Genomic DNA, 23,572 nt, shown 5'->3' with positions numbered 1-23,572 from the left:
TTAGTTATTAGTCATTAGTCATCAGTTATTAGTTATTAGTCAGATGAAAATTTTCACAGTCAAAGTTAAACCGAATTCCAAACAGCAAAGCATCGAAGAGCAACCCGACGGCAGCCTCACAATACATCTCAAGTCGCCGCCAGTCGATGGTAAAGCAAACCAAGAATTAATCATGCTGTTGGCAAAAAAGTTTAAAGTGCCGAAATCTGCGATCGGCATTAAATCAGGTCTTTCCTCAAAAAATAAACTTGTCGAAGTTGCGATCGAACCTTTAACATAGAAATAACGGTAATAACAAATCTATCTAAAGAGGGATATAGACTCAACTTTAAAAGTATATATTAATAGTTGTAGAGTTAGAATAAAAAAATATGAGCATTGAAAATAGAGTCGAAGCAACAGCGAAAAATATTGAAGGCAAAATCCAAGAAGCTGTTAGCGAAGTTACAGGCAATCAGAAAGATAAATTAGAAGGTCAAGCCAAGCAGGATCAAGCATCAGCAATTCACCTGAAAGAAGACCTCAAAGATAAAGCAAAAGAGATTGTAGACCGAGCTTAGTAACAGTATTCGCTACAAGTTTCCTGCCTACTAAATCCCGCAAACATATAGTTTGCGGGATTTTTTATAATGAGCCTAAATTCTTTGTACCAATATCTTGGGGTGGGTTTATCAACATTATTGGTGGCAAAATTCACCTGCGAACCGCCTTTATAGATTCCAGTAATTCATAGTGCAAAAGCATTAATTTTGTGGCGGGAATTGTTTCCATTGCATAAGTTGTGCCATCTTGATGAGAAAATTCTACCTCAAAAGCACTGCCATCAAATTCCATCACAACTGTTCCTACTTGTCCTTTATATAATTTAATGATTTATTTTGTTTCAAAATGGGTTGCTTCTAAATCTTCAGTTAAAGCAACAATATCTAGGTCTTTAATTGTTTTCATTGTTTTTACCTCACTTTTGGACGGGATAACAAGTTGTTAATCTGGGGAAAGTTTCACCTGAGCGGACGCTCCAAGCTGCTATAATCAGAGACTCACCTACTTCGGTTTTCAGCAAGAATTTCATGTTATAATGTGTTCCGTATTCATTGTTTTTTTGAATAACAACATCTTCGTTGATAGCAGCTTCTTTTAAAGCCTGTTTGAGCATTTCAGCATTTTCTAGGTTAATGCCTAACTTACGGGCAAACAAAATAGCTTTATTTTTTCATTCTTGGTGATTCAGATTTAGAGAAGATTCTTCTATTTTATTGCCTAAATCTGCTAGATGACCATTGGGCAGTTTCACTATTAATAACTTTTTTTGAAGGACAAAATAGAATATTAGTCTGCTACGATAATCGACTTTTACTCAAATGTCAATTATATCGTCTTTGAGCTGGGTGGCTGGTTTATCAACATTATTGATGGGTGGCAAAATGGAGCGGTGAATCTGCCCTTCCTTTCAATGCCCAATGCCCAATCCCCAATCCCCAATCCCCGATGCCCAATTCTCAATGCCAATAAAAAAGCCAGGGATGGATATCCCCAGCTCGAAACATAGGACAATTAGTTTTGAGAGTTGGTAGGGCGATGTTTCAGAATCGACCCCACCCACTTTTACCCAACTTAAATCAGGGTAATGTCAGAAGCCGTAATGCCCGGTCTGCCATTCAGAATTGCCAGCGTAACTACTCCGCCAGCAGTACCAAAACCGTTAGAGTCATATCCTAGTCGTCCAGTTTCATTTTCATAAAAGACGAACGGCTCTGTCGCGCCCGCCCCGGCTGGACCAAAACTGCCGTTGTACTGCCCACTCTCAAGTGGCAAGAACGCCTTCGAAGAAATTCGATTCGTATTATCCAGTACCCTCAAGTTGGGGAAGCCGTTGGAGTCATTGATTTGGAAGATAAACTTGTCTTGGCCACTCGTAAAATCGCCGATTTGGTCTGTGTCAGTACCCACGGCGCCCTCGCCGAAGTTGTTGTAGTAGAAGCTGTCATTACCCGATCCGCCAATCAGCGTGTCAGCACCAGGCCCCCCGCCGAGAGAGTCGTTACCGTCGCCGCCGATCAAATAGTCTTTTCCAAAGCCGCCCAGCATGGTGTCGTTCCCACCACCGCCATTTAAGGTATCGTCCCCGGCTCCTCCGAGGGAGTCGATAGCATTGGATGAGTCGCCGAACAGGATGTCATCCCCGCTACCAGTAGTTATCACATCAGTGCCGTTGCCACCAATAATGAAGTTGCTGCCTAAGTTATCAGTAATGACGTTTGGCGCTGTAAGACCGGTAAAGCTGACGCCGCTAGCGTAGGAGATGAAGTCGTTACCCGCAACGTTGCCAATCACGCGATCGCGCGCGCTGCCAAAGATGATGGTGTCACTTCCCTCGCCACCGTTCATGAGGTTGGTGACGGTGAAGCTGCTGCCAGTAGTAGGATTGGTGTAGCCAATTAACAGATCGCCGCCGAGTCCGCCTTCGAGAGTAATCAAAGCCGTACCAGTACCAGCAAAAATGGCCTTGGTAGCATCGATAGTATCGTTGCCATCTCCACCGGCTGCGTTAGTAAAGGTACCGCTCAGGCTGTCGTTGCCTTCGCCGCCGACCATTGTATCCGTCACAAAAGCTGCAACGATTGTGTCATTGCCTACTCCGCCGTCGAGCAAGTTGCGACCCGCGAAGCCGGGAAATGAACTCTGGGCGCCTCCGCTCAAAGTTAGATTCGATACCCTGGATGACTCGATGAAGTCGTCGCCTGCACCTCCCAAAGCGGTATCCTGCGTGGCAAAAACCGTGATCGTGTCGTTGCCGTCGCCGCCCTCCAAGAAGTTTCTGCCGGCTTCAAACTCGCCGACCGCCCCGGTGAGAGAATCGTTGCCGCCACCACCAATCAAGGTGGTTCTCTCAATGCCGATCGTAATGACGCTGCCCTGAGCAAACGGGCTGCTTTGCGTACTGTTGGTAATGAATAAGATGTCGTCGTCAAGATCGCCCGACAGGTAGCTGTTGCTGGCCACACCTCTTAGGGTGTCGTTGCCTCTACCGCCATAAAGACTGTCTCTTACATTGATACCTACAACCAAGTCGTCGCCCAAATCACCCCGCAAGAAGTTGCTGCCTTCATTGCCAGCGAAGCCAATACCCAAACCACCGTCTAAAGAGAGGTTGTTGCCACCGCCTGCGATGAAGAAGCCGATCTTGTCATTGTCCTTACCGCCGTAAAGGGAATCTCCTCTCTGCGCCCCTCCCAGCATCGTATCTTCGCCCTGATTACCAAACATCAGGTTAGCTTCGACAGTACCTTGGAGGATGTCTTCTCCCTCGCCGCCGGCCAGGGTAGCGCGGGCTTCAGCGATTATCGTGTCCGAGCCTGCGTCGCCAAATAGCAAAGCCGGAGTGCGCTGAGATCTGATTGAATCTTCGTCGTCGCCGCCGTATATGGTATCGTTCGGGCCAACTGAAATCAGAGTATCGTTATCGCCTTGGCCAAATATTAAGCTGCCGCCCAGGGTGGAAGTTCTAATGAAATCCGCCCCCTCTCCGGCGAATACTGTATCCGGGCCTAGCCCCGGAAGGTTTAAATCTAGTTGATTAGAATTGTCATCTAACGTTGTCATAAAGCTTCACTCCTCTACTTGTTGGTCATCGCTGGTGCGACTACAGACACTGCCTAGAACACCGAATGTTTGGATTCCGCTGTAGTTTAACCTGTTTGCCAGCCGCAAGTCTAGCCTACTGGCGTTAACCCTGTCTAGACTTTCTCCCTCGCGGATTTTTTGCTTGTAAGCTTTTATTTTCAAAGTCTTCACCCTTTAATAATCCTGGTGCACTGTCTCAGGTGCTCACGCTCCATAAGACGCGGCTCATATTCTTAATGTTCCATTCTGGATTGGCGGTCGGGGATCGCGTCCGGGGGAGGAAATTAAAGATTAAAAAAGGCAGATCTGGGTGATCGGGAAGACAAGGGAAATTGGGAGATTTGTTACTTGGTAACAAGGCTTTGTGGCAATTTCCGGTTTTCCAGGCAGGGCCGTCATTTAATAATTCTGACCCGGATTGAACCGAGTACCGCTCCGGGCTTTAAAAGTCTACGCCCCGCTTTAGTTCTACGCCCCGATCGCCGTAGTGTTTGTGACAGTATACCTCGGAGTGTACGCTTGCCAAGTCAAAGTAAGCGTGGGGTTTGTGGCAGCGCCCGGTGATAATAATTTCTGTATCCCGCGGCTTGCGTAGCAGGGCTTCGACGATCGGCTCTACCGGCAGCAGTTCTAAGTCTACTGTGGGATTGAGTTCGTCGAGAATAATCGTTTTGTACCAGCCGCTGGCGATCGCACATTTGGCGATTTCCCAGCCGCGTTCTGCTTCTATGCAGTCTAGCTCTTGCTGTTGCCCCCGCCAAACTATAGCATCTCGGCCGCACCGCTGGTGGTCTACTAGCTGCGGGTAGCTTTGCCGCAAGGCTGCGATCGCCGCATCTTCTGTATAACCGCTGCCACCTTTGAGCCATTGCACGATTAACACCCGGTGAGATTGGTCTTGACTGATACCCCTACCTATTGCCTGCAAAGCTTTGCCCAAAGCGCTCGTAGACTTGCCTTTCCCCGCTCCGGTGTATATTTCGATACCCGAAATATGATGGTCTGCCGCTGCGGGGTGATAGTGGGGCTTCATTTCTGAGTGTAAGTCGGCAATCTCCAGCAAAGCTTCCGGGGCCGCTCGACCTGTGGCGATGACTTCTAAATATTCTGGTTTGTTTTTGAGGGTTTGGACTACTTCGTCAACTGGCAGCAAACCCAAGTCCAATACGGGGTTTAGTTCGTCTAGTACCACGACGGAATAGAGCTCGCTGGCGATCGCTCCTTTGGCGATATCCCAGCCTCGCTGAGCTTCGGCGCGATCGAAGCGGGTGATTGCTTCGGTCCCAAAATATTCGGCTCTGCCGGTTCGCACTTGGTCGATCAAGTGCGGAAATGCCCGTTGCAAGGCTTCTATTGCTCCGTCTTCGTCGTAGGAGCGGCCGGGGCCTTTGAGAAAGCGCAGCAACAAGACTCGTGTGGGCGAGTCAGAATTGATACCCAGCCCGATCGACCGCAACACTACTCCCAAAGCTGCCTGAGACTTGCCTTTACCAGCGCCGTCGTAGACGTGAATCTGACCCGCGGCGCGTTCCGACCGGGATGAGGCTGTCCGAATACCAATGCCATTCCTTACCATAATCAGCAGTTGTTTGAGTCTGTAGCGGGGTGGGTATTCGATCGCGCGCCTTGAATGTTTAATTTTTCCATTCTTTTGGCGGATCTCAACAGATTATACGATAACTTCTAACCCCCAATCTTTTAAGCAGCGATCTAACGGAATCAGGTGCTCAAACCTCCGGTTAAGATTCTTCCGCTTGTGCTGTACAATTAAAATTTAACACGGACTGATATACCTAAAGGCTTATGATTGCGAGTGTTTTCCCATTTCGGACTGTTTTGGTGCAAATTTTAATTATGTTTTTGGCGATCGCGATCGAATCGTGGTTTTTGCAAAAACTACTTAAACTCGGCCCCAAAACCAGCATTGAATATACAGCCATCCTCAATCTATCTTGCACTTGCGTAGGCTGGTTAGTTTTCTTCGGCATTGAAAGCGTTCTTAGCAAAGAATTGCGGGAACAGCTTATCGGTTATATTTTATTAGGACGTGGGGATAATGTTTACGCTCCAATAACTATGATAGCACTCTCAGTATTGGCAGTCACATTTCTAGCTAAATGGCAGGGATTAGAATTCATAGAAAACATGGTTTCCGGCAATAAAAAAGCTTCCAAACCTCAGTTTTTAGGACCACCAACCCTCACCCGCCGTCCTCCAAAAAAAACTTTTCAAGTAACTACCCAGTTTGGGGGGATCTTAATCGCCCACACTGTTAGCAATATCGTTATTTTAACCGTGTTGTTTTTGCAAAGCGTCTATTGAAATTTATGATGAAGCAATTTTTAGATGTCACTCAGCAACTCACTAAGCTGACGAACAACCTTTGGGAAACCAATAAAAAAATCCAAAAGGCGATGATTCCGCCTAAAGTTGTCCACTGGAAGACTCCTTTACTACTCAGCATCTTTTTAGCTTTGCTGACAGTGGCGGCAGTCACTGACTGGCGGACGAGAACTCTGCTTTTTGATATGAGCTGGTTATTTTTTACACTTTCAATGGGTTTGCTGACCAGCCAGCAACCTTTTGTGATTAAAGGAGTAAGTCTGAGTCCGTGGGTGACAAGCATTTTAATTGGGTTGTGGTTGCTGGTAAGATTGCCGTCGGATAGGAAGGAAATAGCATGGATAGCTGGCCCACTTATAGCAGTAGTAGTTCTGGCGACAATAGAGATTTGGAATAGCGAGTCGAAACGGGAAGGTATCAGGTCGTTGGTGCGCCCTCATTTTTTGATGATCACTCTAGTTCACCTGCTCTTTTCCTGTTGGTTTGCATTTCACTTTTTAATTCAAGGTTGGATAGAACAGTATCCGAGTGTTTTATCTCAGGATTTAAGGCAAAGCGATTATGTGGTGACATTTCAACAGCCAACTATTAATCGCTCCCGAGGAGTTGTCATCCTCAATGAAATGGAGCGATACCTGCGAAATGAAGCCCGCACAAAACCGTGGGCGCAAGTAGAGCAAATGTTAATAGATATTGACAACGAGCGATTTTTTCTGCGGAATCAAGCCTTAAAAACAACTGGGGTAGTCGCAGAAGATGCGAGGTGGGATGTCAAAACCTCGATCGTCCAAGGAGATTCCCGCTATCAGTTAGAGATGCAGGCAACTTGGCTGGGGCTGGTTTTTAGACCGGAAATATATTCGTTTACCAAATCTTGCGAGGTGTTCAATATAGGCAATAGGGCGACTGTAACCTGTGATGCGATCAAACGCTCTCAACCCGGACAGAAAAAAGATGGAACGGCGGGGGACAGTCAAGTTTGATTCGGTCTCTGTTAACTAATTGCGATCGGTATAGCGGGAGAGTAGGAGAGTCTAAGAGTGGGAGATTCTGAGAGTCTGAGATGAAAAAAATCCTCTTTCTTTCCTCTTCCCTCTTCCCTCTTCCCTCTTCCTTACACTAAAGTATGGCGAAAGTCTCCAGTGGGTTAATAACTAGATGAATTTGAGAAGAATCTTGACAGTCGCGACCAATGTATTTTGGGAAGTAATTCGCGATCGCATCCTTTACTTAATTATTATTTTTGCTCTGTTGATGGGCGCTTCGGTACGGTTGATACCGGAATTGGCGGCGACAACCGAAAAGAAAATTATTTTAGATATCGGTTTAGCGGCTATGAGCATTCTCGGTTTAATTGCCACAGTGTTTGTGGCTACCGGATTGGTCAACAAAGAAATTGAAAAGCGCACTGTTTATCTGTTAGTTGCTAAGCCGATAAGTCGGGCTGAGTTAATTGTGGGCAAGCACTTAGGACTGTCGGCGGTGCTGGCTGTGCTTGTAGCAGCAATGACTGTTATCTATCTGGCTATTCTGAGTTTGAGCCGCATTCCTTTCCCTTTGGAAAGCATTTTAATCGCTTCGCTATTTATCTGGTTTGAGCTGTGTCTGATGGCTGGTGTCGGGATTTTATTTGGGGTTTTTAGCAGTTCGCTGTTGGCAACTTTACTGACATTTGGCGTTTATTTAATGGGACATTCGACGCGGGATTTAGTGGCTTTGGGCAAGTTAACTAAAAATCCTGGTCTTGAACAATTGATGATGGGACTTTATCTGGTTTTGCCGGATTTAGCCAGATTCAATTTGAGAAACGATGCTGTTTACGGACAAGTTCCTTACTTGGCAGGTTTGATTACAGATGCTGGCTACGGTTTGCTGTATGTGGTGCTGCTGCTGTCAATTGCGATCGCCATATTTTCCCGCCGGGAATTTTAAAGCGCGCATTCCGCACCTTTAGGGTAATGGTTTGTAGTGAAGACTAAAATCCTCACTACAAACAATTTTATTATCGACTTAGAGCGCTAATATATAGAGAAGGTTATCGATCGCCAATCTTGACTAAAACTCAAACTTTTATTGGTAAAATGAGGTGACTTATGACTACTATAATTCACAAACCGATATCGCAGTTAAAGATTACTTGGCCACTGCTACCCGATGATTTCATCCTACCAGACGACCCTGTAGACGATATAGACCATCCCTTGCTAGCTAACGGTTTGCGCCAGTCTGTAGTGGATTCCCCGGAACTAATGCAAGACGCACTAATAGTTTCTAATTTTGCTTTGTGCGCTGCTGTGGACGATCGCACTATTTGCAAAGCCCCAGACTGGATGTACGTGCAGCCGGTTCAACCTTGGCCTCATAACTATCCCCGCCGTAGTTACACCCCTCATACCGAAGGAACTGTCCCTTTTGTAGTGATAGAATTTCTATCAGCTACTTACGGCGATGAATACTCTGTCGAACACACAGAAGAAATCGGTAAGTGTTTTTTTTACGAACAAGTAATCAAAGTTCCTCGCTATGTCATTTTTCGACCGCATACAGGCAGAATAGAAGTTTATGCGCTTGAATCCGAGCGTTATGACAATCAAAATCCTGATAAAAACGGCCGTTATTTAATACCTGGATTAAATCTATTTCTGGGAGTGTGGCAGGGAACTCGCGAAGGTAGAACGGGATATTGGCTGCGCTGGTGGACGGAGGGCGGAGAACTGCTTTTGTGGCCGGAAGAAAGGGCAGAAAATGAACGCCTGCGGGCAGAAGATGAACGCCTGCGGGCAGAAAATGAACGCCAGCGAGCCGATCGCCAACAGCAAGACAAAGAGTTAGCCGAGACGCTGCTGGAACAGGAAAGACAGCGAAATCAAGAACTTTTGGCTCGATTGGCAGCCCTCGGTATCGATCCAGAATAGCATTAGAAGTCCGATGCAAGTCGGAAAAAGGAAGAGGTTCGAGGGAAGAAGGGAACCCGATCGAGATATGCTTTCTTCATCCTTCTTTCTTTAGTTTGCTTTCTTACTTCTCTGTTTGTCACAAAAAGTTGAAATTATGTTAGTAGAAAAACTCGAACAATTAAAAGATATTTTCGCACAGATGGAACGGGCTTTGATTGCCTACTCCGGCGGAATTGACAGCACTTTGGTGGCAAAAATCGCTTTTGATGTGTTGGGATCTCGCGCTTTGGCAGTGACGGCAGTTTCCCCATCTTTACTGCCAGAAGATTTAGAAGATGCGCGCATTCAAGCAGCAGAAATAGGGATTGCCCACCAGGAAGTACAAACTCAGGAAATGGCAAATCCAAATTACACTTCTAACCCGGTTAACCGCTGCTATTTCTGCAAAAGCGAACTGCACGATACTTTGAAACCTCTAGCACTAGCAAAGGGTTATCCTTATGTGGTGGATGGGGTTAATGCTGACGATTTAAAGGATTACCGTCCCGGAATTCAGGCTGCGAAGGAACGCGGCGCGCGATCGCCTTTAGCAGAAGTAGGCATGACTAAATTGGAAGTGCGGCAGTTGGCTAAAGAATTGGGTTTGCCTTGGTGGGACAAACCGGCTCAACCTTGTTTGAGTTCGCGCTTTCCTTACGGCGAAGAAATCACCGTGGGAAAGTTGCAAAGAGTGGGGCGCGCTGAACGCTATTTGCGGCAGTTGGGACTGAAAAATTTGCGAGTGCGATCGGATGGAGATACGGCCCGCATTGAGTTACCAGCAGAGGAGATTAAGCAGTTTGTGTTAAATGCGGATTTGCCTGCATTAGTCGCGGTGTTTCAAGAGTTTGGTTTTGTTTACGCGACTTTGGATTTGGAGGGGTTTCGCAGTGGCAAATTAAATCAGGTTTTGCAGCCGCAGTTGTTGCAGGCAAAAGGTTGATTAATTTTCCCGAATACAAAAAATTTCTCATGATTGATGTAGTTTGGGAAATGGACAAAGGGGAACCATGGCAATCGAACCTTTATAGTGGCGTTGCTGAATCAGGGTATGAAAAAAAAAACTTTAAAATCCCAAAGCTTTGTGGATACTGGTTTCTATGACAGTCATATTTAGCGTTTCATACCGTAAATCAGCAATGCCGCGAATTTCTTGATAGTACAATCCCCCGAATTTATCCGTGGGATCAATCAAAAATCAAAAATCTAAAATCTAAAATCGAATGACTCTATGCAGCGGTTTCAACCGCCGAGTCATAAACAGGGTGGCTAACTTTCAACGCCCGAGTCTGATCAAGGAGTAGTTGGCTGAATTTGCTGTGGCTGCATTTGCTGCTGCTGATTCTGGAGCTGAAGTTGCTGCTGCTGGATCTCGAGTTGCCGATTCTCAAGATCTATTTGCCGCTGTCTGTCTTCGAGTTGCAAGCGTCTGTCTTCAAGTTGCAGCAATCTGTCTTCAGCTTGCCGCTGTCTTTCTTCACGTTGTAGCTCTCTTTCTAGCAGTCTGTCTTCACGTTGCTCTTGTCTGTCTTGACGTTGTTCGCGAATCTGTCTGAGCTGATTTCGCCGCTCAAAATCGCCTCCCAAAAATAAGTTTTGAAAAGCGTTGATAGTTGCTTGAAACCCAGTAAAAACGCCGCTAACAGCGCTGATCCCACTTGCAACTCCTGTTATTGGCTGCAAAAAACTGTTGATATTATCTCCTACCCTAGCATAGCCCGATCGCGCTACCAGAATCACATCGTCGTTGCGGAGAGTAGGGTTATTATTAGGATTCAACCCTTGAGCAAAATCTACCTCGATCGTGCGGCGAGAAACAGTACCGTTGGGGTTCAATCGCAATAGTTCTACCTTGTCTTTTTTAGCCCGCAATTGATTGAAACTGCCTGCCGTCAGCAAAGCTTGGTGCAGGGATGTACTAGGCCGCACCTGCAAAGCCCCAGGCCTAATTACTTCTCCTACAATATTGATGCTAATCGCGTTCGGAGAAAAACTGCTATTTGCGACTTGAGAAACTTCCGCTAAGTCTACAGTAGCTGCTGTCGGGATAATTACGCTATCTCCTTCTTGCAGCAAAATATCTTGAGTTGCGTCGCCTTTTTGCAGCAAATCCCACAGATTTACCATGATAGTTTGTTCATTGCCACCTCTGACTCGGCGGCGGATTTGCACGCGGCGAATGTCAGCTTCTGTAGTGATACCACCAGCAATTTTCAATGCTCTAGTTATTGTTGGTAAGCCTACAACTGCTCCTTGCTGTTGGTCGATAGCTACAAAACTCAACTCTGTTTGTTGGTTGCTCGATCGCACATCCGAAGCAAATACAGTATAAGGCCCCGGCCGGTTTACTTCCCCGACAATTACCACACCAATTGGTTTAGTAATATCAGCGGAAAAATTAGCACTGGCTCTTTGGCGAACTTCTTGAGTATTCAGGGCCCTTGCTGTCGGTACAAAAATTGTATCTCCATCTCGAATCGTGACATCTTGACGCAAATTTCCCGTGTCTAAAAAATCCTGCAAATCAACATTAGTAACTTGCTCCGGCCCGCCTCTGTTGGAACGACGAATTTGGACATTTCGCATATCTCCTGCTGATGTCACCCCTTGTGCAAGTTGCAGCATTTCCATCAAAGTCGGGAATTTTACTCCTCCTCCTTCTCTAGTGGGATTAATCTTGTAGGAACCCGGGCGAGTAACTTCACCCGCAAGACCTATATTTAGGGGGCGAGCGACGATCACAGTCACGGTAACAACGGGAACATTGATGAAGGGTTCGTATCGCTGGGTAATCACATTAGCGGCTTGTTGCAGCGTCAACCCTTGAATTGAGACGCTGCGAATAATTGGCAAATTGAGCGTCCCATCAACTAACACTTGATATTCTCTGCTGAATTCAGGGACGCCGAAGATATCTAAAGCAATGCGATCGCCCGGGCCTAAAGTATAAGCTGCTTCTGGTGTCAGCGAACCAGAATTGCCGATCGGCGGCAAACTCGAACCCGGAGGTGGCGGCGGTACTCTCGGTTGGTTTGGGTTCCTAGCGGGCGCAGGAGTTCTGACGGCAGGTAACTGAGCTCTACTGGGCAGCGAACTCAATAGCACCAGGAGTGCTGACAAACTCAGACTTGTAGCGGTTTGAATGGTATGTTTCATCTTTCTTCCCTGGTTGCAGCCTGCCAATGAACAAGAGCAATTTAGCTAGTGGATTTTAGTTTATTTTCCCTGCTGTCCAGTGTAGCCTCGCTGTGCTGCAAAATCCACAGGTGCAAGCATAAAAATTGTACGATCGTACTTAACTATTTTGTGCCTTGTTTGTAAAGAAAGTGTAAAGCCCGCCAACTGTTGTCAGGATTAGGATCTCGTTTGAGCAAAATTTTTCATACATAAGTCCGCATACAAATCAACCCGCCGAAGAAAGGAGATAGGAAAAAACCGCCCTGATTTGAGGTAAAATATTAGATAATTCTATCTGCAGGACAAAGACAAGTGTCACTAAAATTGGATAAAGTAATTCCCTGGGGGCGCTGCTTGGATGAATACATAGGAATGTTTAGCTTGACCTCAAGTGACCTCAAGCTAGCAATTCTTGATTGTGCGGGCGGCCCGGCGAGTTTCAATGCGGAAATGACTCGCCAAGGTAACAAGGTAATTTCTTGCGATCCAGTTTATCAGTTTACTGCGGTGGAAATTGGCGATCGCATCCAAGAAACATATCAAACTGTGATTGACGGTGTTAAAGCCAATTTAGACGGCTACCTGTGGAATAATTTTGAATCGCCCTACCAGCTAGGGGAAGTGCGAATGAAGGCGATGCAGGAATTTTTAGAAGATTTTCCATCAGGCTTACAGCAAGGCCGCTACATAACTGCTGAGCTGCCTGTTTTGCCTTTCGAGAACGGTAAATTCGATTTAGCTTTGTGCAGCCATTTCTTATTTGCTTATTCTCACCTACTTTCCGAAGAATTTCATTTGGAAGCAATTACAGAAATGTGTCGGGTTGCGAAGGAAGTCCGGGTCTTCCCTCTATTGCAGAGTTTTAGCGGGGAGGAATCCGATCACTTAAATCCGATTCTCACAGAATTGAAAAAGAGAAGTTTTAGTGTAGAAATTCAAGAGGCTCCTTATGAGTTTCAAAAAGGCGGGAATAAGATGCTGCGAGTTAGCAAAAAAAGCTGAGCATAAAAGTAATAATAACTTATTATGCTGTTATGGAAACCAAATAACAGCCATTAATTCGCCAACTATTATCAAACTGTTTTTCCATGAGATAAATGGCTCGGATTGGGATGCCTTCCGAGTCCAGCAACAGCACCGGCTGAGCGGGAATTCCTTCTACAGTGGCGAGGTTTTCAAATAATACCGAGCGCGGACGGTAGACAGATTGATAGGCAATTTTTACCATGTGCATAAAGTTTTCGGCTGTGCGAAACTGCTGCTGAATTCCGGGACTGGCGAAGGCAAAAGCCCCAGCAGCATCGTCTTTTTGAAATGCTTGCAGTTGCTGTTCTACGACTGAGCGAATGGTAGTGCGATCGCTTTCACTGAGGAACATATCTTTAATAATTTGTCAAGAGATGGGAGTGTCGAATAGTTACTATTATAGCGCTCCAACTTAAAAGCGATTTTGTTGCGGGATGGCTGGGAAGCTGTCAGGGCGATCGGGGTTTATTTAAACCCTGGCCGGCTACAGACATTAGTGGTAAAATTGGTTAAAGACTTTAAGAATTGTCAAAATGCTAAGCAGCGCCGCATTGAGGAAAACAGGGTCGGGGTGGGAATTTGCAAATGAAGAAGCCTTAGAGGATTTTGTCGAAGTTCACTTGCAAAGTTTGCTCGGTTTGACAGTCATCAAGCGGCAATTCACTGTCAACGAGCAAAGATGCGATATTATAGCGGTGGACGAGAATAAACGGTTAGTTGTGCTGGAGTTGAAAAACGGCGAAGATAGATATGTCGTTCAGCAGTTAACCCGTTATTACGATGCTTTGTTGGAACACAAACCTTTTGCCGATCGCGTGGATTACGATCGACCCGTTCGCTTAATAGCAATTACGCCAAAATTTCACAGGGATAATTTTACAGCCAGGAAGTATCACGGGCTATTTTTTCAGTTTTTGCAATTTGCGATCGTTTTTTTTGAGGACAACTTAAATTTACAACTGAAAGATGTAGATACTGAACAGATGTCACAAGTAGAAATTGTTCACCAGCAAAAAGAAAGCACTGATAATATACCGATTCCACCTAAAGCATTTATAAAACTATTAAGCCAGTGTGAGCTTAGTCAACAGCAAGAAATATTGAAAATTAGGGATAAAATTCTCTGCTTTGATAAGCGAATGCAAGAAATTACTGATAGTGGTAGTATTAAATATGGAAATGGCAACACTAAGACCAGTAAATTTTGTGCAGAGTTATGTTCAGACAGTAAAGGAAATCTCATCTTATTTTTATGGCTACCTTTAAAAGGTCTGACAAGTAAAACTATTTCCAGAGCAAGAGTCTGGACAGATTGGAATGATAATGCTTTGATAGAGGGCTACGTATCGAGAGGAATTGGTGGTAAAGTTAGCTCTAATAAGAAGGTAATAGCTAATCAGACAGAAAAAATAAAGCAAAATATAAAAGATATCCAACAGTGTATGCCTAGGTATACTTAGTTTATTGAAAAAGAATTATTAGAATACATTAATAGCGCCATTAAACTCGTTAACAAATCGGCAGCTTCTCAAATATTAACTTATGAAGAGATGAAGTATATAGATTTAAGCAAGGATGTCAAAGATGTTTTTATTAAAATGAAAATTATCGCTCGATATCCGGAAATTTTAGAAATTGCAGAATACTTAGAGAAAGGTACCTGTAAATTTACTTCAGCTCAATTAATTGATTTATCCATGCAAAAATGGCTGGAAAGACTTTAAAGGTAAAAAACACTACCCCATCATCTCTTACCAAACCCACTATCATCTGCGTCTATCTGCGTGTATCTGCGGTTAAAAAAAATCAATCAATAGCTTGGCAACCCACCAAATTACCAAACTTCGATATAATATTAAATCAATACAGAGGACACCAGATTTGGTATTATTTCTCAGATACCAGGTTTTCTTTAGTAATTCTAATCAAAAACCGCAGAGCTTCATTCACTGCTTCAGAATCGGGAAACATCTCTGCAACATCCGGTTCTAAACGAATATTTACACCACCAAAGGTCTTTCGTCCAGATCCTAGCCTTCTTACACGCAACTTCCTCAAATCATATTCCGACCGAAGCTCATCGTCCATCACTGTTTCATCCTTCTTCATAAACTTCTCGCTCCACTCGTGTTACTTTTCTGGCGCTAATCAAACGAATAAAATCTGCTCTTTCTGTATACGACACTATCAATAAATTACCTTGCTGGGACTCTCCAACCATAATATAGCGATCTTCTTCATCAGAGTGATCCGGATCGTAGAAATCGACGTAGAGGGGATCGTCAAAAACCGTTCTGGCTTCCTCAAATGAGATCCCATGCTTGGACAAATTTACCGCAGCCTTGTTTTCATCCCACTCGAATTTCATAAAGAGCCCAAATCAGCATCTTTGATATAATATTACACCTAGAAGCCAAACTCAAACCAACTCATGCCACAAACAGTCTGGATCGCACGACACGGAAACCGCATCGACTTCGTTAACCCCGACTGGTTTCTCACCGCAGAACACCGCTACGATCCCCACCTTTCCGAAGACGGTCACGTTCAAGCTAAACAACTCGCCAATCGCCTCAAAGGAGAAGGAATTTCTCATATTTTTGCTTCCCCTTTTCTGCGAACTGTCCAAACAGCAAATCACGCGGCCGAAGCTCTCGATTTGTCAATTAAACTAGAGTGGGGACTGTGCGAATGGTTGAATCCGGAATGGATGACAGAAATGCCGGAAACTGAGTCCGTCGAAGCTTTGTGCAGGCGTTTTCCCCGGATTGATGCTTCCTACAAAAGCGGTATTACTAATTATCCCGAAACTGGGGAAGCTTGTCTCAAAAGGGCGGGGGAAACTGCTAAACGCCTCGCGGCTGAGTTTCCTGAAGATATGTTATTAGTAGGTCACGGTGCGTCGGTTTTAGGAACTGCGATAGGGCTAGCGGGCTGTGCAGAAACGGAAATTAACGCTTCTTTGTGCTGTTTGGTGAAAGTGGTGCGGGGTGAGGGAGAATGGTCGATCGCACTTAATGGCGATACTTCTCACCTGACTGACTCTGAAACAGCGATCCGGTTTAATTAAAGTTGAGATTCGTGCGAAAAATCGCATTTTATGCTATGTGTGTAAGGTGCGCGGCAGAAGAGCACCTTACGTTCATCTGATTAGTCCGAATCTGGGTGTTATTGTTTAATCTCGATCGCACATTTTAAATCGAAAATCTTAAATCGATATGGCTGGACACAGTAAGTGGGCGAATATTAAACGCCAAAAAGCGAGAGTTGATGCCGTTAAAGGCAAGGTTTTTGCTCGAATATCTCGCGAAATTATTGTCGCGGCCCGCAGCGGAGTTCCCGATCCCGCTGGCAATTTTCAACTGCGGACGGCTATAGAAAAAGCCAAGGCGGCGGATATTCCTAATGAAAACATAGAAAGGGCGATCGCCAAAGGTGCTGGCTTGGCGGGGGGAAGTTCGGAATTAGAAGCTATTCGCTACGAAGGTTACGGCGTTGGCGGGGTTGCTATTCTGATTGAAGCGCTGACAGACAATCGCAACCGCACAGCGGCTGACTTGCGAGAAGCTTTTACTAAAAATGGCGGAAACTTGGGCGAAACTGGTTGTGTGGGCTGGATGTTTGACAACAAAGGAGTTTGTACTGTACGCGGCCCGATTGATGAGGAACAATTGTTTGAAGCGTCCCTAGAGGCGGCGGCGGAATCTTATGATTTGATATTAATTGATGAGGATACTGAAGGTGCAGAGGTATTTACAAGTGTGGCTCATCTGGAACAACTGGCTGATGTTTTGAAACAAAAAAAATTTGCAGTTTTGCAGTCGGAAAATCGCTGGATTCCGAGCAATACAGTGGAAATAGACACTCCTGAAAAAGCTCGATCGCTCCTAAAGTTAATGGATGCACTGGAAGATTTGGATGACGTGCAAAGCGTCACGGCGAATTTTGAAATGACCGATGAATTGATGTCTTTGAGTATGGTGTAACGCTCTAAATCACCAGATTTTGGCCATCCGCAAGACGAATCCCGGTAACTCTGGATCTGCGCTGACTGTTTCAGGATTATCTAAGATTTCAGGTTCGCAATCGGGACGGTAGATGTAGACTTTTCTGTTTTTGCGATCGAGCAAAAAGCCGAGCGATACACCGTTCTCAATATATTCTTGCATCTTGTTTTGCAATCCCTTGAGAGTGTCACTAGCAGACCGCAATTCAATCACAAAGTCGGGACAAATCGGTGCGAATGAGGCTTTTTGTTCTTCAGTTAAGGCATTCCAGCGCTCTAGTTTAATCCAGGAGGCATCGGGAGATCGGGTTGCTCCATTCGGCAAGGTAAAGCCTGCACTGGAGTCAAACGTTTCACCTGTGCCATCTTCTTCTGCCCAGTTTGCAAGTTGCTGAGCAATTTTAATGTTGCGGTTCCCTGTATCTGAAAAAGCTGGTGACATGATAATGACTTCCCCACTGGCAGTACGCTCAATTCTCAAATCGCGATTAACTATACAGAATTCATAGAACTGTTCAACAGTCATCGATTGGATCGCAGGGAAATTGACCGTCAGTGGGACGCTTTCGGTTTGAATTAGCAGCGTCGTCATGGTTTTTCCTCAGTTGGTGCAGGGGTGATAGAATACCTTGAGCTTATCATATCTTAGCTTGGCGATCGCAAGTCTTAATCGATCGGGGATTCGGAGGCTTGTATCCGTTTTTGGGCTGGGTCAATCGATTTTAGATTTTAGATTTTAGATTTTAGATTAAAGAATTGAAGCATTGACCCCACGGAGCAATTCGGGGGGCAAGTTTCATCGGATACAGGTTTTTTATTTCTGGACGGATGAATCACGTGGCGGGTATCCTGGATGCTTGATTGTCAATAATCTTTTTTCCCAGTCAGCAAATAAGTAACCATGTATCCCTTGCCCTTAATTTGAATGGCGCCGCGCTTCTGAAAAGTATATTTATCTTTTAATATCTCGTAGGTTTCGGCGGTGACTTGAATGCAGCCGGTAATCCCGTGGGATTCCATGCGCGAAGCAATATTTACTGTGTCGCCCCAGAGGTCGTAAATAAACTTTTTTAAGCCGATAACGCCGGCAACGACAGGGCCACTGCTAATCCCGATCCGAATGCTGAAAGGTTCCGAATGTTCTAAACTGAGGAGCCGAATTTCGTGTAGCATATCGATCGCCATGTTCGCAACTGCCTCGGCATGATCCTCTCTGGCCGTAGGCAAACCGCCGACAACCATGTAAGCGTCACCAATAGTCTTAATTTTCTCCAAACCGTGGCGATCGGCCAAGTGGTCAAAAGCGGAAAAAATATCGTTGAGCACTTCCACTACCGCCGTCGCTGAAATTCTCGACGAAAGCTCTGTAAACCCCACAATGTCGGCAAACATGACAGTTACTTCCGCAAAACTTTCGGCGATATTGTGTTCATTGTCCTTCAAACGCAGGGCGATCGCTGCGGGCAAAACGTTCAGCAGCAATTGCTCGGATTTAGCTTGTTCGAGTTCCAACTGTAGGTAAGCAGCCTGCAACTGTTCGGCTTGGCGAATTCTTTCTCCGGCTAGCTTTTCGATTTGGGCGGTGCGACTCAAAGATGTCAGCATATATGTCACCGGAATCAGAGTCCACAGCATCCCCATCGTCAGAGTTCCCCAAGAGCGCCAGTGCTTGCGAATCCTGCGAATTTCCGGCGTTGCCGACACGTACATAGACCACTGGCGGCCGCTAATTTTCAGCCGCCTTCTGCAAGCTGTATAGTTCGGGCCTGGATTGTCAAGAATCGGGCAGTTTTGTAGGAGAGAGGGTTTTGCAGCGACTGATACTGGAAGCACTTGTTGGCTCGCGGATTGGAACTGCACCGCAAATTGCTGAATTTGCCTCTCAGCAGGGAGGTTTTTGAGAACCGGGTTGGCCGTTTGGGGTAACAATGACGCTGCTTGTTGCTTGTCTGGAGCCTCGCTAACGAGATAAATATTGAGGTATTCGGTATTGCGTCCTTTTAAAGAGGTTTGGAAAATATCTTTGCCTCGAAATACGCCCAGAACAAATCCTTGTAGCAATTGGCGACGGGATTCCAGGGTAGTCGGTTTACTGCTGTTTTCGTAAATCGGAACTATTGCCAAAAGACCCTGTTCCGGGGAATTGCCCTGAGTTAAGCCGATGTAGTTGGTGACAATCATTTCTCCTGTATCGCGCCCTCGATCGAGCGCGACGCGGATTTCTGGGTGGGAGGCGAGGTCAAAGCCTAATACTGTCTCGTTTCCGGCTGGTGGTTCGACGTAGAAAGCCGGGAAGTATTCGGAACGCTGGAGGGCCTTGCGGAGTTCTCCTCGCGGGCCACGCTCTGTAATCTCGAAGCTGGGATCTGTTTCGGTTCTAGCTTTGGTTTCGTAGTTGCGCCGCTCGGAATTGGGGACGCGGGGGGCCCAAGCCAGGAGTTGCAGGCTGGGGTGGACGGATAGGGGCCGGGCGACAAACCGGGCAAAAGAGGAACGCTCAACGGCGCTGAAGGCTTTCATGTAGTCGCTGAGGGCGAGAACAGTATCTAAGTCGGAGTTGAGCTGGCGTTCGATGCCGATCGAAATATCGTCAATGCGGCGGTGCATTTCGTAGTCGCGGCGCTTGTCTTCCCAGTCCCAAACCAAGGCAAATGTCAAAACCGACAGCCCGACACCCAAAGCCAGCGTCAACCCGGCTGGAATGTAGCGAGACCAGGATAAAGGTAGTTTTTTCAGCATAATTGCCTAGCGAATAAGGGCTGCAGATTAGCACACCGCTGAGTGCGATTTGTTCCGGCCTCTGAGTGCGGTTAATTCAAAACCCTGATAACTCAAGCACCGACGGCAATTGGGAATTAAAAGTTAGATATTTAAACTTTTACTTTTACATTAATGGACGATCGCTCAGCAGGGGATTTCAATCCAAAATTCCGCTCCCTGTCCGGGCGCTGAGATGCACCGCAGGCTTCCCTTATGTTTTTCTACCACAATTTGATGGCTGATGGATAATCCTAAACCAGTTCCAGAGCCTACGGGCTTGGTGGTGAAGAACGGGTCAAATAGCCGCTTGCGAACCTCTTCGCTCATTCCCGGGCCACTGTCGGCGATGCAAATTACCATGCGATCGCAATCACTGAGCTGGGTTTTACTGTGGCTTTTCAACCCAGCTTTTTTCATGAGGGTGCGAATCACGATCGTCCGAGGTTCCGGTTGGTTTTCTAGAGCATCGATCGCATTGCTGATAATATTGAGAAATACCTGGTTTAACTGCCCCGCACAACAGTAAATTTTTGAGACTTTTCCGTATTCTTTAATAATTTCAATCCGGCTTTTTTGACTTGCCTGATGCAATCTGTGCTGCAAAATTAACAGTGTACTGTCAATTCCTTCATGAACGTCTACTAACTTCATTTCTGATTCATCCAGCCGCGAAAAGTTCCGCAGCGACAACACAATATTACTGATTCTTTCTACTCCTACTCTCATAGAGTTTAGCATTTTTGGCAAATCTTCCTTCAGAAAATCTAACTCTAAGTCCTTAACTTTTTTAGCAATCTGAGGCCCTGGGGACGGATAGCATTCCTGGTAGAGACTTAACAGTTCAATTAAATCGTGAAAATAGTTGTAAGTATGAGAAATATTGCCGTTAATAAAAGTGGCAGGATTGTTGATTTCGTGGGCAATCCCAGCCACCATCTGACCGAGACTCGACATTTTTTCGGATTGAACTAATTGGATTTGAGCGTTTTGTAGCTGTTCGTATGCTTCTTGCAATTGGGCGGCTTGTTTTCTTAATTGAGATTCGGAAGCTTGGAGTGCGGCGGCGGAAATTTTGCGATTGGTTATATTTTCAATCATCCCTAAGTTGTAAATAGGTTGTCCTTCACCGTCTCGAATCAAAGTAGCTGTCACGTTTACCCAAACAATTTTACCTGTAGCGGTAATCTGGCGGAGTTCGATTTGATAGTGAGTAATTTCTCCCCGCTTAAGAGAATCAGCAACTTGGAGATTTTTTGGAGAATCTTCGGGATGTCCAAGTTCAATAAATGTTTGGGCAAGCAATTCTGCTGCGGTATATCCCAGCATTTCGCAGTAAGTTTTATTGACTCTCACTAACTTATTATCATCTAAATTAGCTAAGTAGATAGCGATGGGTGCATCTTCAAAAATTGTGCGAAATAGTTCCTCGCTGGCCCGGACTTGAGCTGCTAGGGAAAGCCTATCGGTGATGTCTTCAAAAGTAGACAAAATGCCGACAACATTGCCGGAATTGTCGTGTAAAGGTATTTTATTTGTATCCAGACAGCACTGGGTGCCGTCGGCTTGCATTTTGGATTCTATGATGTGATATTCTGGGGTGTTGGTTGCCATGATACGGCGGTCGCAGGCTCGAAAAAATTCTGTTTCTTCCGGCTTCCAAGGCATATCGAAGTCGGTGAGACCGGCGATTTCACTGGGGTGATTGAAACCTGCGACTTTGGCAAAGTTTTTGTTGCCTCCCAAGTAAACTAAATCTCGATCTTTCCAGGCGATTAACTGAGGGATGTTATTGATTACCAACCACAGCATTTTTTGGGAGGTTTCCAAGGCTTCCGTGCGTTCTAGGACGCGCTTTTCTAGTTCTTGATTGGCTTGTTGCAGGGCGATTTTTGACTCGCTGAGGGCGATTTCTGCTAGCTTGCGATCGCTGATGTCGATTGTCACTCCCTCCCACAGTATATCGCCCCCAGGCTGCATTTCGGGGCGGGCAATGCCGCGAATCCATTTCACTTTTCCCGATCCGGTTACGATCCGCCCTTCATATATCCAAGGTTTGAGAGTTTTGCCGGAAATTGCGATTGATTCTAACAGATTTTTTAGGTCTTCTGGATGCACCGTTGCCCAAATTAAATCCGAGTTTTGTTCAACTTTTTCTGGCTCTAATTCGTAGAGTTCCCAACAGCCGGAACTTACATAAATGAATTCATTTGAACCGTCGGGATGCAGCAAGTATTGATAAATCATTCCCGGCACGTTGGCGGCCATTTTTTGGAATCTGGCTTCGCTTTGGATCAGTGCTGATTCTGCAAGTTTGCGATCGCTAATATCAATCAACAAGCCGTCCCAAATAATGTTATCTTTTTCGCCCGGTTCTGGTCGGGAAGCCCCGCTAATCCACTTAATCCGATCGCCCGGAAAAACAAATCTTCCTTCCCACCGCAAAGGCTCTAAAGTTTTAGCTGAGGTAGCAACAGATTCATGGAAGCTTGGCGCATCGTCTGGATGAATCATTTCGATCGCGGGCCTAGCTGAATTTTGGAGTACCTCTGGTTCTAATTCCCAGAGTTCGCGGCAGCCGGAACTGACGTAGGGGAAAGACATAGCGCCGTCTGCTGCTAACTGAAATTGATAAATCATGCCGGGAACGTTGGCGGCTAGTTTTTGAAACCTCGCTTCGCTTTGCCGTAGTGCTGTTTCTGCTTCTACGCGATCGGTAATATCGTAAAATGCCGATAAAATTGCGGCTTCGCCATTAAAATTAATCGCTCGCATCGACATTTTTACCCAAAAAAAACTACCATTTGCTTTCTTGAGGCAGATTTCTTCGCGGTCGCTAAAACCATTTTGTTTGACTAATTCTAGCAATTGAATGTGGTCGTTGATATTGGCATAAAATTCATTTTTTTTTCCACCAAGGAGTTCTTCATTACTCAAACCTAAACTTTCACCAAGAGCAGGATTTGCATACAAAATAACGCTGTCTTCTAGGCGCGTAATTAACATGGGAACGGGAGTCGTACTGGCGATAACGCGCAATCTTTCTTCGCTTTCTTCCCTGGCTGTTTCGGCTGCTACTCTTTTGCTAATATCGTTCTGAACTCCGATAAAATGAGTTAATTTTCCCTCATTATCTAGGATGGGGGAAACCATTAATTCGTTCCAAAAAGGAGTTTTGTCTTTGCGATAATTTTTGATAATTACCTGAATTTCCGTTCCCGCTTCCAAGCTGCGGCGGAGTTTATTTAATTCGGCATGATCGGTATCGGGCCCCTGCAAAAACCGGCAGTTGCGTCCAATAACTTCTTCGGCACTGTAACCGGTCAGTTTCTCAAAAGCAGGATTGCAGTAGATAATAGGTGTGTCAGGCTTGCGAGCATCCGCGATGAGGATACTGTTGCTCGAAGCTGCGATCGCCCGTTCTAGGAGAGACAGGTTGAAAGAGTCTGTTGTCATCTGTAGCAATATCCAAACTCCTTGGGAGCGGACAGAACAATAGGAAATTATAAATAGCTTGAGCCATTCTTATTCTATAATTTTATTTTTAATTTAGCTTTTTTAACAAAGTCAGCAGCCCAAAAAAGCCGACGGGGGAGACGACTAATACCATTTTAGATTTTAGATTTTAGATTGGCAATGACTGATTCCATTATGGTTTGGGGCACGGGCATACAATTACCTTTGTGCTTGAAAGTAAGTAGTA

General features: G+C 45.5%; 24 protein-coding genes. 12 read left to right on the top strand and 12 right to left on the bottom strand.

Annotation, left to right across the window (positions count from 1 at the left end):
- Nucleotides 1-43 precede the first annotated feature (43 nt).
- Together QT979_RS05730 and QT979_RS05725 are read left to right on the top strand one after the other, a co-directional pair.
- On the top strand, nt 44-280 hold the full coding sequence (locus QT979_RS05730) for a DUF167 domain-containing protein (protein WP_333209577.1): 237 nt from the start codon (nt 44-46) through the stop codon (nt 278-280).
- Nucleotides 281-371: 91 nt separating this feature from the next.
- Nucleotides 372-560 carry a CsbD family protein gene (locus QT979_RS05725; RefSeq protein ID WP_333048102.1) on the top strand — a complete coding sequence of 63 codons (189 nt, stop codon included), beginning with the start codon at nt 372-374 and terminating at the stop codon, nt 558-560.
- A 133-nt stretch (nt 561-693) separates the two neighbouring features.
- On the opposite strand, the gene QT979_RS05720 is transcribed toward QT979_RS05725, so the two are convergent.
- The 4 genes from QT979_RS05720 to QT979_RS05705 all read right to left on the bottom strand — a co-directional run bounded on the left by QT979_RS05720 (nt 694) and on the right by QT979_RS05705 (nt 5,200).
- Entirely contained in the window at nt 694-870 is a 177-nt protein-coding gene (locus tag QT979_RS05720) for a DUF4926 domain-containing protein (protein ID WP_333308610.1), read from the bottom strand.
- A gap of 88 nt (nt 871-958) precedes the next feature.
- Nucleotides 959-1,201 (bottom strand): DUF6883 domain-containing protein, encoded by a 243-nt coding sequence (locus tag QT979_RS05715; RefSeq protein ID WP_333308608.1) that lies wholly within the window; start codon nt 1,199-1,201, stop codon nt 959-961.
- Between the two features lie 413 nt (nt 1,202-1,614).
- A complete protein-coding gene (locus QT979_RS05710; protein ID WP_333308586.1) occupies nt 1,615-3,603 on the bottom strand; it encodes a calcium-binding protein in 1,989 nt (662 codons plus the stop codon).
- A gap of 463 nt (nt 3,604-4,066) precedes the next feature.
- On the bottom strand, nt 4,067-5,200 hold the full coding sequence (locus tag QT979_RS05705; RefSeq protein WP_333209580.1) for a cob(I)yrinic acid a,c-diamide adenosyltransferase: 1,134 nt from the start codon (nt 5,198-5,200) through the stop codon (nt 4,067-4,069).
- Between the two features lie 227 nt (nt 5,201-5,427).
- Between QT979_RS05705 and fraC the strand changes: the two genes are divergently transcribed.
- From fraC to larE, 5 genes are all read left to right on the top strand, one after another.
- The gene (gene fraC / locus QT979_RS05700) at nt 5,428-5,946 is read left to right on the top strand and encodes a filament integrity protein FraC (protein ID WP_333142471.1); all 519 of its coding nucleotides are present in this window, start codon (nt 5,428-5,430) and stop codon (nt 5,944-5,946) included.
- Nucleotides 5,947-5,951: 5 nt separating this feature from the next.
- The gene (locus QT979_RS05695; protein ID WP_333209582.1) at nt 5,952-6,950 is read left to right on the top strand and encodes a DUF5357 family protein; all 999 of its coding nucleotides are present in this window, start codon (nt 5,952-5,954) and stop codon (nt 6,948-6,950) included.
- Between the two features lie 175 nt (nt 6,951-7,125).
- Nucleotides 7,126-7,899, top strand: a complete 774-nt coding sequence (locus QT979_RS05690) for an ABC transporter permease (RefSeq protein WP_333209584.1) — start codon at nt 7,126-7,128, stop codon at nt 7,897-7,899.
- Between the two features lie 161 nt (nt 7,900-8,060).
- Nucleotides 8,061-8,882 carry a Uma2 family endonuclease gene (locus QT979_RS05685; RefSeq protein WP_333209586.1) on the top strand — a complete coding sequence of 274 codons (822 nt, stop codon included), beginning with the start codon at nt 8,061-8,063 and terminating at the stop codon, nt 8,880-8,882.
- A 136-nt stretch (nt 8,883-9,018) separates the two neighbouring features.
- Nucleotides 9,019-9,846 carry an ATP-dependent sacrificial sulfur transferase LarE gene (larE, locus tag QT979_RS05680; RefSeq protein ID WP_333209588.1) on the top strand — a complete coding sequence of 276 codons (828 nt, stop codon included), beginning with the start codon at nt 9,019-9,021 and terminating at the stop codon, nt 9,844-9,846.
- A 123-nt stretch (nt 9,847-9,969) separates the two neighbouring features.
- On the opposite strand, the gene QT979_RS05675 is transcribed toward larE, so the two are convergent.
- On the bottom strand, nt 9,970-10,098 hold the full coding sequence (locus QT979_RS05675) for a hypothetical protein (protein WP_333308583.1): 129 nt from the start codon (nt 10,096-10,098) through the stop codon (nt 9,970-9,972).
- Between the two features lie 98 nt (nt 10,099-10,196).
- Nucleotides 10,197-12,059 (bottom strand): polysaccharide biosynthesis/export family protein, encoded by a 1,863-nt coding sequence (locus tag QT979_RS05670; RefSeq protein ID WP_333209592.1) that lies wholly within the window; start codon nt 12,057-12,059, stop codon nt 10,197-10,199.
- A gap of 333 nt (nt 12,060-12,392) precedes the next feature.
- Between QT979_RS05670 and QT979_RS05665 the strand changes: the two genes are divergently transcribed.
- The gene (locus QT979_RS05665) at nt 12,393-13,082 is read left to right on the top strand and encodes a class I SAM-dependent methyltransferase (protein ID WP_333308581.1); all 690 of its coding nucleotides are present in this window, start codon (nt 12,393-12,395) and stop codon (nt 13,080-13,082) included.
- A 22-nt stretch (nt 13,083-13,104) separates the two neighbouring features.
- Here the strand turns inward: QT979_RS05665 and QT979_RS05660 are convergent, their stop codons facing one another.
- Nucleotides 13,105-13,458: a DUF4864 domain-containing protein gene (locus QT979_RS05660; RefSeq protein WP_333209595.1), complete on the bottom strand. Its 354-nt coding sequence runs from the start codon at nt 13,456-13,458 to the stop codon at nt 13,105-13,107.
- A 199-nt stretch (nt 13,459-13,657) separates the two neighbouring features.
- On the opposite strand from QT979_RS05660, the gene QT979_RS05655 reads away from it, so the two are divergent.
- Complete coding sequence (locus QT979_RS05655) at nt 13,658-14,566, top strand: endonuclease NucS domain-containing protein (RefSeq protein ID WP_333308579.1); 909 nt, start codon at nt 13,658-13,660, stop codon at nt 14,564-14,566.
- A gap of 90 nt (nt 14,567-14,656) precedes the next feature.
- Nucleotides 14,657-14,830 (top strand): hypothetical protein, encoded by a 174-nt coding sequence (locus QT979_RS05650; RefSeq protein ID WP_333308577.1) that lies wholly within the window; start codon nt 14,657-14,659, stop codon nt 14,828-14,830.
- Nucleotides 14,831-14,993: 163 nt separating this feature from the next.
- Here the strand turns inward: QT979_RS05650 and QT979_RS05645 are convergent, their stop codons facing one another.
- Both QT979_RS05645 and QT979_RS05640 read right to left on the bottom strand, forming a co-directional pair.
- Nucleotides 14,994-15,215 carry a hypothetical protein gene (locus QT979_RS05645; RefSeq protein WP_333308575.1) on the bottom strand — a complete coding sequence of 74 codons (222 nt, stop codon included), beginning with the start codon at nt 15,213-15,215 and terminating at the stop codon, nt 14,994-14,996.
- On the bottom strand, nt 15,202-15,474 hold the full coding sequence (locus QT979_RS05640; RefSeq protein ID WP_333236556.1) for a BrnT family toxin: 273 nt from the start codon (nt 15,472-15,474) through the stop codon (nt 15,202-15,204). Before QT979_RS05640 ends, QT979_RS05645 begins: the two co-directional genes overlap by 14 nt.
- A 63-nt stretch (nt 15,475-15,537) precedes the next feature.
- On the opposite strand from QT979_RS05640, the gene QT979_RS05635 reads away from it, so the two are divergent.
- Both QT979_RS05635 and QT979_RS05630 read left to right on the top strand, forming a co-directional pair.
- On the top strand, nt 15,538-16,176 hold the full coding sequence (locus QT979_RS05635) for a histidine phosphatase family protein (protein ID WP_333209599.1): 639 nt from the start codon (nt 15,538-15,540) through the stop codon (nt 16,174-16,176).
- A gap of 148 nt (nt 16,177-16,324) precedes the next feature.
- The gene (locus tag QT979_RS05630; RefSeq protein ID WP_333209601.1) at nt 16,325-17,092 is read left to right on the top strand and encodes a YebC/PmpR family DNA-binding transcriptional regulator; all 768 of its coding nucleotides are present in this window, start codon (nt 16,325-16,327) and stop codon (nt 17,090-17,092) included.
- Nucleotides 17,093-17,101: 9 nt separating this feature from the next.
- Here QT979_RS05630 and QT979_RS05625 read toward each other — a convergent pair whose 3' ends face one another.
- The 3 genes from QT979_RS05625 to QT979_RS05615 form a co-directional block, all read right to left on the bottom strand.
- Nucleotides 17,102-17,704, bottom strand: a complete 603-nt coding sequence (locus tag QT979_RS05625; RefSeq protein WP_333308573.1) for a Uma2 family endonuclease — start codon at nt 17,702-17,704, stop codon at nt 17,102-17,104.
- Between the two features lie 272 nt (nt 17,705-17,976).
- Nucleotides 17,977-19,851: an adenylate/guanylate cyclase domain-containing protein gene (locus tag QT979_RS05620; RefSeq protein ID WP_333209605.1), complete on the bottom strand. Its 1,875-nt coding sequence runs from the start codon at nt 19,849-19,851 to the stop codon at nt 17,977-17,979.
- Nucleotides 19,852-20,016: 165 nt separating this feature from the next.
- Complete coding sequence (locus QT979_RS05615) at nt 20,017-23,325, bottom strand: PAS domain S-box protein (RefSeq protein WP_333308571.1); 3,309 nt, start codon at nt 23,323-23,325, stop codon at nt 20,017-20,019.
- Nucleotides 23,326-23,572 lie beyond the last annotated feature (247 nt).

It is taken from the genome of Microcoleus sp. w2-18bC1, assembly GCF_036700365.1.
GTDB lineage: Bacteria > Cyanobacteriota > Cyanobacteriia > Cyanobacteriales > Microcoleaceae > Microcoleus.
Note: the sequence above shows the minus strand (reverse complement) of the source record. Positions and strands in the feature narration are given on the sequence as shown.

Excerpts from the sequence above, each read along its gene's own strand:
- QT979_RS05630 (WP_333209601.1), top strand. The coding sequence starts at position 16,325 with ATGGCTGGACACAGTAAGTGGGCGAATATTAAACGCCAAAAAGCGAGA.
- QT979_RS05615 (WP_333308571.1), bottom strand. The coding sequence starts at position 23,325 with ATGACAACAGACTCTTTCAACCTGTCTCTCCTAGAACGGGCGATCGCA.
- QT979_RS05620 (WP_333209605.1), bottom strand. The coding sequence starts at position 19,851 with ATGCTGAAAAAACTACCTTTATCCTGGTCTCGCTACATTCCAGCCGGG.
- QT979_RS05625 (WP_333308573.1), bottom strand. The coding sequence starts at position 17,704 with ATGACGACGCTGCTAATTCAAACCGAAAGCGTCCCACTGACGGTCAAT.
- QT979_RS05660 (WP_333209595.1), bottom strand. The coding sequence starts at position 13,458 with ATGTTCCTCAGTGAAAGCGATCGCACTACCATTCGCTCAGTCGTAGAA.
- QT979_RS05685 (WP_333209586.1), top strand. The coding sequence starts at position 8,061 with ATGACTACTATAATTCACAAACCGATATCGCAGTTAAAGATTACTTGG.
- QT979_RS05690 (WP_333209584.1), top strand. The coding sequence starts at position 7,126 with ATGAATTTGAGAAGAATCTTGACAGTCGCGACCAATGTATTTTGGGAA.
- fraC (WP_333142471.1), top strand. The coding sequence starts at position 5,428 with ATGATTGCGAGTGTTTTCCCATTTCGGACTGTTTTGGTGCAAATTTTA.
- QT979_RS05645 (WP_333308575.1), bottom strand. The coding sequence starts at position 15,215 with ATGAAGAAGGATGAAACAGTGATGGACGATGAGCTTCGGTCGGAATAT.
- QT979_RS05635 (WP_333209599.1), top strand. The coding sequence starts at position 15,538 with ATGCCACAAACAGTCTGGATCGCACGACACGGAAACCGCATCGACTTC.
- QT979_RS05670 (WP_333209592.1), bottom strand. The coding sequence starts at position 12,059 with ATGAAACATACCATTCAAACCGCTACAAGTCTGAGTTTGTCAGCACTC.
- QT979_RS05705 (WP_333209580.1), bottom strand. The coding sequence starts at position 5,200 with ATGGTAAGGAATGGCATTGGTATTCGGACAGCCTCATCCCGGTCGGAA.
- QT979_RS05725 (WP_333048102.1), top strand. The coding sequence starts at position 372 with ATGAGCATTGAAAATAGAGTCGAAGCAACAGCGAAAAATATTGAAGGC.
- larE (WP_333209588.1), top strand. The coding sequence starts at position 9,019 with ATGTTAGTAGAAAAACTCGAACAATTAAAAGATATTTTCGCACAGATG.
- QT979_RS05640 (WP_333236556.1), bottom strand. The coding sequence starts at position 15,474 with ATGAAATTCGAGTGGGATGAAAACAAGGCTGCGGTAAATTTGTCCAAG.
- QT979_RS05695 (WP_333209582.1), top strand. The coding sequence starts at position 5,952 with ATGATGAAGCAATTTTTAGATGTCACTCAGCAACTCACTAAGCTGACG.
- QT979_RS05650 (WP_333308577.1), top strand. The coding sequence starts at position 14,657 with ATGAAGTATATAGATTTAAGCAAGGATGTCAAAGATGTTTTTATTAAA.
- QT979_RS05710 (WP_333308586.1), bottom strand. The coding sequence starts at position 3,603 with ATGACAACGTTAGATGACAATTCTAATCAACTAGATTTAAACCTTCCG.
- QT979_RS05730 (WP_333209577.1), top strand. The coding sequence starts at position 44 with ATGAAAATTTTCACAGTCAAAGTTAAACCGAATTCCAAACAGCAAAGC.